The organism is Nocardia sp. NPDC060220, assembly GCF_042727815.1.
Lineage (GTDB): Bacteria > Actinomycetota > Actinomycetes > Mycobacteriales > Mycobacteriaceae > Nocardia.
The window spans coordinates 1-1,143 of sequence record NZ_JBHWZY010001354.1 but is presented as its reverse complement, the minus strand read 5'-3'; the positions used below and the strand labels follow the sequence as shown (position 1 = coordinate 1,143).

Annotated in this window: 1 protein-coding gene and 1 pseudogene; one reads left to right on the top strand and one right to left on the bottom strand. The window is 67.1% G+C overall.

Annotated features, from left to right (window positions below; genetic code table 11):
- A pseudogene (locus ACFWF3_RS36720) lies at nucleotides 1–291 on the top strand (acyl-CoA synthetase); the annotation flags it as partial.
- A 13-nt stretch (nucleotides 292–304) separates the two neighbouring features.
- Here the strand turns inward: ACFWF3_RS36720 and ACFWF3_RS36715 are convergent.
- The coding region (locus ACFWF3_RS36715; RefSeq protein WP_379318840.1) for an RNA polymerase subunit sigma-70 at nucleotides 305–1,143 on the bottom strand (839 nt) is incomplete at its 5' end.

Genomic DNA, 1,143 nt, shown 5'->3' with positions numbered 1-1,143 from the left:
CTGTCCGGTGGGGTGAACATCTACCCGGCCGAGATCGAGGGCGTGCTGATGAGCCACCCGAAGATCGCCGATGTGGCGGTTCTCGGTGTGCCCGACCCGGATTGGGGTCAGCAGGTGAAGGCGTTCGTGCAACCGGTGCCCGGCACCGAGGGCAGCGACGAACTCACCACCGACATCCTCGAATTCGCCGCGAGCCAGCTCGCGAAGTACAAGCTGCCCCGCACGGTGGAATACCGTGCGGAGCTGCCCCGCGATCCCAACGGGAAGCTGTACAAGCGCCGCCTGCTCTGAATTTCGTTCCCGCTCAGACGGGCTCGCGCCACTCCGGCTCGAGCCCGAAGAGCGGGAACAGGCGCTGGGTGTCGAGGAAGAAGTTGAGGCCGGCGATGGTGTCGCCCTCGAGTTCGAGCACCGTGATCGACCACGGCACCCAGACGCCGGGCTCCTCGCTCGGCTTGTAGTGGCCGAAGGCGGGCGAACCGTTGGCGCCGACCAGCGGCACCATCCGCGAATTGCGGCACGCGCTGCCCGTGCTGAGCATGAACGCGGCCACGTTCTCCGGGCCCGAGATCCAGAGATCGAACGGCGGCATCGACAGCGCCACATCGGCTTTGAGCAGGGTGGTGAGCGCGTCCATGTCGTAGGCCTCGAACGCCTTGACGAAATCGTCGATCAGTTTGCGCTGATCCGGATCGGTCTCGTCGAAGCTGTCGGACACGGTCGGCTGCACCTTCGACATGGTGGCCCTGGCCCGCTGCAGCGCGCTGTTCACCGACGCCGGCGACATCATCAGCGCCTCGGCGGTCTCACCCGCGGAGAAGCGCAGCACCTCGCGCATGATCAGGATCGCGCGCTGAGTGGCGGGCAGGTGCTGGCAGGCCGCGACGAACGCCAGGCGCAGCGTGTCCCTGGTGGAGGCGTGGTCGGCCGGGTCTGCGCCGAAGGCCAGCGCGTTCGGGATCGGCTCGATCCACACGTAGTCGGGCTGGGGCATGGGCAGCGGTGAATCCGGGCGGCCCGGCCCGTTGAGATCCATCGGTCTGGCACGACTCTGGGGACGGTCGAGCATGTCCAGACAGATATTGGTGGCGATCTTGTAGAGCCACGAGCGCAGGCTCGCGCGGCCCTCGAAGGAATCGTAGG